This window comes from Streptomyces sp. NPDC050263 (genome assembly GCF_040655955.1).
Classification (GTDB): domain Bacteria; phylum Actinomycetota; class Actinomycetes; order Streptomycetales; family Streptomycetaceae; genus Streptomyces.
The window spans coordinates 20819-29628 of sequence record NZ_JBFAKW010000118.1 but is presented as its reverse complement, the minus strand read 5'-3'; the positions used below and the strand labels follow the sequence as shown (position 1 = coordinate 29628).

The following is an 8810-nucleotide window of genomic DNA, read 5'->3' as shown; positions in this document are numbered from 1 at the left end:
GACAAGGTCATCAAGACCATGAAGGAAACGGGCGCCGACATGAGCGTCAAGTACAAGGAGACGGCCCGGGGCGGGCTGGCGGTCAACATCATCGAATGCTGACGGACAGAAGACGAGGTCAGCTGTGGGAGCCCTCAGGGGGCTCCCACAGCTGACCTCGTCGAGGTGTCAGACGTATTCCGTCGCCGCGTCCAGCAGCCAGTCCGTCAGGTAGCCGGCGAAGGACGCACGGACCAGGACCCAGAATCCGGCCCGGGGTTCGTCCCGGGCGACCAGGACGACCTGGGTGCGGCCCAGGGTCGTCTGGGCGCAGCGGCCGGCGCCGAAGGCGCGCGGGTGCAGGTCCAGCGGGCAGCCGTGGGCCAGCAGGTCGCGGGCGCGGGGGCCGGTGACGAGCAGCGTGGTGCGCTGGGCGGAGACGTCGGTGACGGACACGGGTGCGTCTTCGGCGGCCTCCCTGATCCGGCTCTCCAGGTCCCGTTGGGTGCCCGGCCGGCCCATCAGCAGCCATTCGTCCGGGCCGAGCCACAGCACCGACAACTCCCCCGCGTGGACGACGGAGTTGGGTTCGAGGGGCAGTTGGAGGTCCAGTGCGAGGCCGACGGCGTCCGCCGCCGCCCCCTTGGCGTCGAGACGCACATCGAGCTGGGCCAGGAAGGGCAGTTCGGCCAACCGGATCGCGCCCCCGGAGGCGCGGGTGGCGGCGGCCAGACGACCCGCGGCGTGCGACAGGGGGCTGCGGGGCGGGGCGGTGAGTGCGGTGTCAGCCATCGCGGCGGGCTCCCTCGGGGTCGTAGAGGACGGGGCTTGCGACCGTCACCGGAACCAGCCGGTCGCCCACGGGGGCGTACAGGCGCTCGCCGATGCGGTCCCGGCCGCCCTTGATGAGGGCGAGCGCGAAGGTCCGGCCGAGGGCGGCGCTGCGGTAGCTGGAGGTGACATGGCCGAGCATCGGGACGGGCGGTGCGGGCAGCACGCTGTCGGCGACCAGGTGGGTGCCCTCGGGGAGGAAGGCGCCCGGGTCCTCGGGGAGCAGGCCGACCAGGTGCTTGCGGTCGGGGCGGACGGCGTCGGCGCGGGCGTAGGAGCGCTTGCCGATGAAGTCGGGCTTCTTCTTCGACACCGCCCAGCCCATGCCGAGATCCTGCGGAGTCACCGTGCCGTCCGTGTCCTGGCCGATGATCGGGTAGCCCTTCTCGGCGCGCAGGACGTGCATGGTCTCCGTGCCGTACGGGGTGATGCCGTACGGGGCGCCCGCCTCGTACAGTGCCTCCCACAGGGCGAGGGCCTCCCACGGTGACACGTTGATCTCGTAGGCGAGTTCGCCGGAGAAGCTGATCCGGCAGACGCGCGCGTCGATGCCGGCGACGGTCGTCTCGCGCCAGGCCATGAACGGGAAGTCCTCGTTGGAGACGGCCAGTTCGGGCGCGAGCGCGCCGAGCACCGCGCGGGACTTCGGGCCGACCAGGGCCACGGTGGCCCACTGTTCGGTCACGGAGGTGCAGTGGACGCGGAGTTCGGGCCACTCGGTCTGGAGCCACTCCTCCATCCAGTCCAGCACGGCCGCCGCGTTGCCCGTGGTCGTGGTGACGAGGAAGCGGTCCTGGGCGACGCGGATGACCGTGCCGTCGTCGAAGATCATGCCGTCCAGACGGCTCATGACGCCGTAGCGGATCATGCCGACCTTCAGCGTGCTCATCATGTTGGTGTAGAGCAGATCGAGGAAGGCGGCCGCGTCGGGACCCTGGACGTCGATCTTGCCGAGGGTGGAGGCGTCCATGAAGGCGACGCTCTCGCGGGCGGCTGCGCACTCGCGCAGCACCGCGGTCTCCATGTCCTCGCCGCCCTGCGGGTAGTACCAGGGCCGCTTCCACTGGCCGACGTTCTCGAAGAGCGCGCCGTGCGCGACATGCCACTCGTGGACGGCGGTCGTGCGGATCGGGTCGTGGAGCGCGCCGCGGTCCCGGCCGGCGAGCGTCGCGAAGGAGACCGGCGTGTAGGGCGGCCGGAACGTGGTCGTGCCGAGCGCCGAGACGTCCACCCCGAGCAGTTCGGCGACGACGCCACTGGCCAGGACGCCGGAGGTCTTGCCCTGGTCGTTGGCGGTGCCGGCCGTGGTGTACCGCTTGGTGTGCTCGACCGAGCGCATTCCGGCGCCGGTCGCCCGGACCAGATCGTCGACGGTGACGTCCCGTTGCAGGTCGACGAAGCGGGGGGCGCCCGGGGTGCCGGGGACGACGTACACGTGCATGGCCGCCGTCGTCCGCGGCGGGGCGTCCGTGGCAGGGAGACGGGGCGCGGCGGCGGTGTAGCCCTCGGCCTCGACGGCGCGTGCGCCGGCGGCGGCGCCCTGGGCGAGGACGGCGGGCAGGTCGAGGACGCCGTTCGCGCCGCCCACGACCTCGACCGCCTGGCGGCAGCTGTCGGGTACGAAGGAGCCCAGCGTCTCGTCGTGGCGCAGCTTGCCGCCCGCCTGGCTGAACAGGTGCGCCACAGGGTTCCAGCCGCCGGAGACCAGCAGCAGGTCGGCGGCGAACTCCCGCTGCCCGGTGGACTCCCCGAACGGGGCGACGGTCACGGCGGTGAGGCGCGCCTCGCCCTCCGTGCCGGTGACGGCGTGCCCGGTCAGCACCTGGATGCCGGCCGCCCGGGCGCGCTCCGCCCACTCGCCGGCTTCGGCGCGGGTGTCGACGATCGCCGCGATGTCCAGGCCGGCCGCGTCGAGGTCCAGCGCTGCCGCGTAGGCGCTGTCGTTGGTGGTGAAGACGACCGCGTGACGGCCGGGCAGGACGCCGTGGCGGTTGACGTAGGTGCGGGCCGAGGCCGCCAGCATCACTCCGGGACGGTCGTTGTCCGCGAAGGCGAGTGACCGTTCGTGGGCGCCGGTGGCGAGGACGACTCGACGGGCCCGGATGCGCCAGACGCGCTCGCGGGAGACGTTCTCGGGGGCCGCCGCGCCGAGGTGGTTGGTACGGCGTTCGACGGCGAGGAGGTGGTTGTCGTCGTAGTAGCCGAACACGGTCGTGCGGCGCAGGACTCGCACCTCGGGTGCCGTGTCGAGCTGCCCGGTGACCTGCTCCACCCAGTCGAGGTGTTCGGCCGTGCCCAGGAGGCTGCCGCCGGGCTCCGGCTGGTCGTCGGTGAGGATGACACGGGCGCCGCTTCTCGCGGCCGCCGCGGCGGCCGCGAGGCCGGCCGGGCCCGCTCCGACGATCAGCAGATCGCAGTGGGCGTGGACGGCGTCGTAGCGGGCGGGGTCCGGTTCGGTGGCCAGGCGGCCCTGACCGGGGAGGCTGCTCGCGACCAGGCCGTCGTACAGCTCGACGGCCGTCGCGGGAAGCATCGGCTCGGGGAAGGGGGCCTCGATCTGGACCACCGCGTTGGGCTCTTCGACGCCGGCCGAGAAGATGCCTCTCGGGCGGCCGAGCTTGATGCTGGTGCCGGCCTGGACGACGCCGCCCGCGAGGAGGGCGGAGGCGAGGGTGTCGCCCTTGTAGCCCTGGTATTCGGTGCCGTCGAAGGTGAAGGTGAGGGGGGTGTCCCGGTGGATTCGGCCGCGGGTGGGGTGGCGGAATGATGCTTCGCCCTCGCCGCCCTTGCCCTCCCCCAGAGAGGGGACCCCCACCGTCCCCAGGGGCTCCGCCCCTTCGACCCCGCGAGGGGGCTCTGCCCCCTGGCCCCCCGTCGGCCCCGAAGGGGCCTTGTCCTCAAACTCCCCCAGAGGGGGTGCCCCCAGACGGGCTGAGTGCACGGGACGGGGCTCAGGAGCCGCCGGGCGTTCCTCTCCCGACCTGTACACCGTCAGTATCTCGTTCGTCGACGTGTCCCGTACCGCGTTGAACCAGCGGCGGCAGCCCGCCGCGTGGGTCCAGCGTTCGGCGAACGGGCCCTTCGGGTTGTCGCGGAAGAACAGGTAGCGGGCCCACTCCTCGTCGGTGAGGGACGCCGGGTCCTGCGGGTAGGGCACGTGGGCCTGGCCGCCGTAGTGGAACTCGGCCTCGTCGCGGGGCCCGCACCAGGGGCAGGGGATGAGCAGCATGGTTCGACTCCCTGGTGGACTAGTGGGCCACCGCGGCCGCGCCGTGCTCGTCGACGAGCGCGCCGGTGGTGAAACGGTCGAGCGAGAAGGGGGCGTTGAGGTGGTGAGGAGTGTCGTGGGCGATGGTGTGGGCGTAGACCCAGCCGACGCCCGGGGTGGCCTTGAACCCGCCTGTGCCCCAGCCGCAGTTGAGGTAGAGGTTGTCGACCGGGGAGAGGCCGACGATGGGCGAGGCGTCGGGGCTGACGTCGACGATGCCGCCCCAGGTGCGCAGCACATGGGCTCGCGCGAAGACCGGGAACAGCTCCAGCGCCGCCGACATCTGCTCCTCGATGATGTGGAACGCGCCTCGCTGGGTGTACGAGTTGTAGGAGTCGATGCCCGCGCCCATCACCAGCTCGCCCTTGTGCGCCTGGCTGACGTACACATGGACGGCGTTGGACATGACGACCGTCGGGTGCACCGGCTCCAGCAGTTCGGAGACCAGAGCCTGCAACGGGTGGCTCTGCAGCGGGAGTTCGATGCCGGCCATGGCGGCGAGGACCGAGGTGTGACCGGCCGAGCAGAGCGCGACCTTGCCCGCCGCGATGGGGCCCAGGGTGGTCTGGACTCCGACCACCCGGCCGCCGACGATGTCGAGGCCGGTCACTTCGCAGTTCTGGATGATGTCGACGCCGGCCGCGTCGGCGGAGCGGGCCAGGCCCCATGCCACGTGGTCGTGCTTGGCGATGCCGGCGCGCGGCTGGTAGGTGCCGCCCAGGACCGGGTAGCGGACGTCCGGTGAGATGTTGACGATCGGGCAGACCTCTTCGACCTGCTCGGCGTCCAGCCATTGCGCGTCGACGCCGTTGAGGCGGTTGGCCTCCACGCGGCGCACGCTGTCGCGGACGTCCTGGAGGCTGTGGGCGAGGTTGAGCACGCCGCGCTGGGAGAAGAGGATCGGGTAGTCGAGCTCCTCCGCCAGTCCCTCCCACAGCTTGAGCGAGTGCTCGTAGATGCCCGCGCTCTCGTCCCACAGGTAGTTGGAGCGGATGATCGTGGTGTTGCGGGCCATGTTGCCGCCCGCGAGCCAGCCCTTCTCCAGCACGGCGACGTTGGTGATGCCGTGGTTCTTGGCCAGGTAGTGGGCGGTGGCCAGGCCGTGGCCGCCGCCGCCCACGACGATGACGTCGTAGCTGCGCTTCGGCTCGGGCGTGCGCCACAGCCAGTCGGGGTGCTCGGGGAGCTCGGCGCCGGGGGTGCGGGGGCTCATCGGACGTCTCCGTCCGTCACGAGGGACAGGTTCATACGGTGTTCGCGTTCCTCTCGGCGGCCTCGACTACGTTGGCGAGCAGCATCGCCCGCGTCATGGGTCCCACGCCTCCGGGCATCGGCGCGATCCATCCGGCCACCTGGGCGGCGTCCGGGTGCACATCGCCGACCAGAGTGCCCTGGTCGTCGCGGGTGATGCCGACGTCCAGAACCGCCGCGCCGGGGCGCAGCATGTCCTTGGTGATCAGCCCGGCCGAGCCGGCGGCGGCGACGACGATGTCGGCCTCGCGTACGTGCCAGGCCAGGCCCTTGGTGCCGGTGTGGCACAGGGTGACGGTGGCGTTCTCGGAGCGGCGGGTGAGGAGGAGTCCGATCGGCCGTCCGACCGTGATGCCCCGGCCGATCACGCACACGCGTGCGCCGGCGAGCGGGACGTCGTGGCGGCGGAGCAGTTCGACGATGCCGCGCGGGGTGCAGGGCAGCGGGGCGTCGACGCCCAGGACGAGCCGGCCGAGGCTGACGGGGTGCAGGCCGTCGGCGTCCTTGGCCGGGTCCATGCGCTCCAGCACGGCGGCCGCGTCGAGGTGGCGCGGCAGCGGGAGCTGGACGATGTAGCCGGTGCAGGCGGGGTCGGCGTTGAGTTCGTCGACGACGTCCTCGACCTGCCGCTGGGTGGCGTCGGCGGGCAGGTCCCGGCGGATGGAGGCGATGCCTGCCTGGGCACAGTCGCGGTGCTTGCCGGCGACGTAGGCCCGGCTGCCCGGGTCGTCGCCGACCAGCACCGTGCCGAGGCCCGGCGGGCGACCGCCGTCGGCCGTCAACTTGGCCACCCGGTCGGCGAGTTCACGACGGATCTCGGCAGCGGTCGCCTTGCCGTCGAGGATTTGTGCCGTCACTTGCGGTACTCCTTAGCCACGGAGACGGGACATCGTCGGGTCGAACAGGGGCTCCTCGGCGACGACCGCCTCGACTCGCCGGTCGAAGTAGCCGATGTGCACGGTCGTCCCCGGGGCCGTGAGTTCCGTCGGCAGCCACGCGTAGGCGATGCCCTTGCCGATGGTGTAGCCGTAGGCCGCGCTGGTGACATGGCCGACGGCGCGCTCGCCGTCGTAGACCGGCTCCTTGCCCATGACGACCGACTCCGGGTCGTCGATGGTGAGGCAGGTCAGCTTGCGCCGTACGTCGGCCCGCCGCCGCTCCAGTGCCGCCTTGCCGATGAAGTCGTCCTTGTCGGTCTTGACGGCGAAGCCGACGCCGGCCTCGTAGGGGTCGTGCTCGTAGGTCATGTCGGTGCCGAAGGAGCGGTAGCCCTTCTCCAGGCGGAGGCTGTTGAAGGCGCCGCGGCCGGCGATGACGCCGCCGAGGGGCTTGGCCGCCTGCCACAGGGTGTCCCACAGTTTCAGGCCCTGGTCGGCGGTGGTGTAGAGCTCCCAGCCGAGCTCGCCGACGTACGACAGCCGCATCGCGGTGACGGGGACCGAGCCGATGTAGGCGCGCTTGGCGCGGAAGTACTTGAGGCCGTCGCCCGAGAAGTCCTCGTCCGTCAGGGGCTGGAGGACCTTGCGGGCGAGCGGGCCCCACAGGCCGATGCAGCAGGTGCCGGGGGTGATGTCGCGGACCTGGACGCGGCCGTCGGCGGGGAGGTGGCGGGTGAACCAGTCGAGGTCGAGGTTGCCGTTGGCGCCGACCTGGTAGCGGTCGGGGGCCAGCCGGGCGATGGTGACGTCGCTGCGGATGCCGCCGTCGTGGTCCAGGAGCAGGGTGTACGTCACCGAGCCGACGGACTTGGTGATCTTGCCGGTGCACAGCCGGTCCAGGAAGGCGCCCGCGCCGGGGCCGGCGACCTCGATCCGCTTGAGGGCCGTCATGTCGTACATCGCGACGGTCTCGCGGGTGGCCTGCGCCTCGGCGCCGACGATCGGCGACCAGTACCGCGCCGCCCAGTCGTTGGGGGTCGGGATACTGCGCCCCTCGACCAGCTCCGCGTTGGCCTCGTACCACTGCGGGCGCTCCCAGCCGCCCGCCTCCAGGAAGAAGGCGCCCAGCTCCTGCTGGCGGGCGTGGAAGGGGCTGGTGCGGATCGGGCGCGGGGCGCCGGAGGGCTGGAGCGGGTGGAGGATGTCGTAGACCTCCACGAAGTTCTGGCAGTCGCGGGCCAGCACGTACTCCGGGGACAGCTGGTGCGGCTCGAAGCGGTTGACGTCGCATTCGTGCAGGTCGAAGGAGGAGCAGTGGCCGTCGACCAGCCATTCGGCCATGGCCCGCCCGACGCCCGCGGAGTGGGTGACCCAGACGGCCTCGGCGACCCAGAAGCCCTTGACGTCCGGGGACTCGCCGAGGAGCGGGAAGTTGTCGGTGGTGAAGGAGAACAGGCCGTTGATGCCCTCCTCGACCTTGGCCTCCCGCGTCGCGGGGAGCAGGGACCGCGTCTCGGTCCAGGCGTCCTCGAAGTCCTCCTCGGTGAACTTCAGGACCGACGGCATCGACTCGGCCTCGTCCACGGAGAGGATGTCGTCGACGGAGACGGGCATCGGGCGGTGGCCGTAGTAGCCGATGCCGATGGCGTCGAAGCGGTCGCGGTAGTAGAGGTCGGCGTCCTGGTGGCGCAGGATCGGCCGGACCGCTTCCTCCGTCTGGCCCGCGAGCGCCGGTACCGGGCCGGTCCAGGCGAGTTGGTGGGCGAGCGGCGTGAGCGGCAGGTTCATGCCGACCATGCGGGCGATCCTCTGGCCCCAGATGCCGGCGCAGCACACGACGATGTCGGCGGGGATCTCGCCCTGGTCGGTGCGGACGCCGGTCACCTCGCCGTCGGCGCGGGTCACGTCGAGGACCTCGTGGCGGGCCAGGAAGCGGACGCCGCGCTCGGTGGCCCGGCGGATCTGCGCCTCGACGGCGAGGACCGCCTTGGCGAGGCCGTCGGTGGGCACCAGGAGGCCGCCGAGGACCCGGTCCGGGTCGACCAGCGGGTGCTGCTCGACGCATTCCTCGGCGGTCAGGAGGCGGGCCTCGATGCCCCAGGCGGTGATCCAGCCGTGGCGGCGCCGGATCTCGGTGAGGCGCTCGGGGGTGGTCGCCACTTCGAGGCCGCCGACCTGGAGGAAGCAGGGCTTGCCGTCGACGTCGAGGGAGCAGAACTTCTCGACGGTGTAGCGGGCCAGCTCGGTCATGGTCTTGGAGGAGTTCGTCTGGAAGACCAACCCCGGGGCGTGCGAGCTGGAGCCCCCGGTGGCCGGCAGCGGGCCCTGGTCGACCACGGTCACATCGGTCCAGCCTCGCGCGGAGATCTCGTCCGCGAGTGCCGCTCCAACGACGCCCGCTCCGATGATGACCACTCGGGGTCCCGCCATCGCCGCACCTCCGGTTCAGTTGCTTTCTACGCAACGTGATTCAGGTTGCGCAACTCAATGTGCCTGTCGTGCAGGTGGGTGTCAAGAGGGCCGTGACGTCGGAGGAAGGCCTCGAAAAGCGGCCCGGAAAACAGCGATGCCCGGTGGGCGGTGTGCACGAGGCACACCGCCCA

The 8810-nt window shown here is 71.7% G+C and carries 5 protein-coding genes; all 5 read right to left on the bottom strand.

The annotated features are described in order from the left end of the window. Positions 1–168: 168 nt before the first annotated feature. From AB0J04_RS36135 to AB0J04_RS36115, 5 genes are read right to left on the bottom strand one after another with little or no spacing between them, the layout of a single operon-like run. Positions 169–771: a sarcosine oxidase subunit gamma family protein gene (locus AB0J04_RS36135; RefSeq protein ID WP_363172842.1), complete on the bottom strand. Its 603-nt coding sequence runs from the start codon at positions 769–771 to the stop codon at positions 169–171. Then, positions 764–4039 carry a sarcosine oxidase subunit alpha family protein gene (locus AB0J04_RS36130; protein WP_363172841.1) on the bottom strand — a complete coding sequence of 1092 codons (3276 nt, stop codon included), beginning with the start codon at positions 4037–4039 and terminating at the stop codon, positions 764–766. Before AB0J04_RS36130 ends, AB0J04_RS36135 begins: the two co-directional genes overlap by 8 nt. A 19-nt stretch (positions 4040–4058) precedes the next feature. Beyond that, complete coding sequence (locus AB0J04_RS36125) at positions 4059–5291, bottom strand: sarcosine oxidase subunit beta family protein (protein ID WP_363172840.1); 1233 nt, start codon at positions 5289–5291, stop codon at positions 4059–4061. Positions 5292–5322: 31 nt separating this feature from the next. Continuing rightward, on the bottom strand, positions 5323–6186 hold the full coding sequence (locus AB0J04_RS36120; protein ID WP_363172839.1) for a bifunctional methylenetetrahydrofolate dehydrogenase/methenyltetrahydrofolate cyclohydrolase: 864 nt from the start codon (positions 6184–6186) through the stop codon (positions 5323–5325). A gap of 12 nt (positions 6187–6198) precedes the next feature. Then, on the bottom strand, positions 6199–8637 hold the full coding sequence (locus tag AB0J04_RS36115; RefSeq protein ID WP_363172838.1) for an FAD-dependent oxidoreductase: 2439 nt from the start codon (positions 8635–8637) through the stop codon (positions 6199–6201). Between the last annotated feature and the right edge of the window lie 173 nt (positions 8638–8810).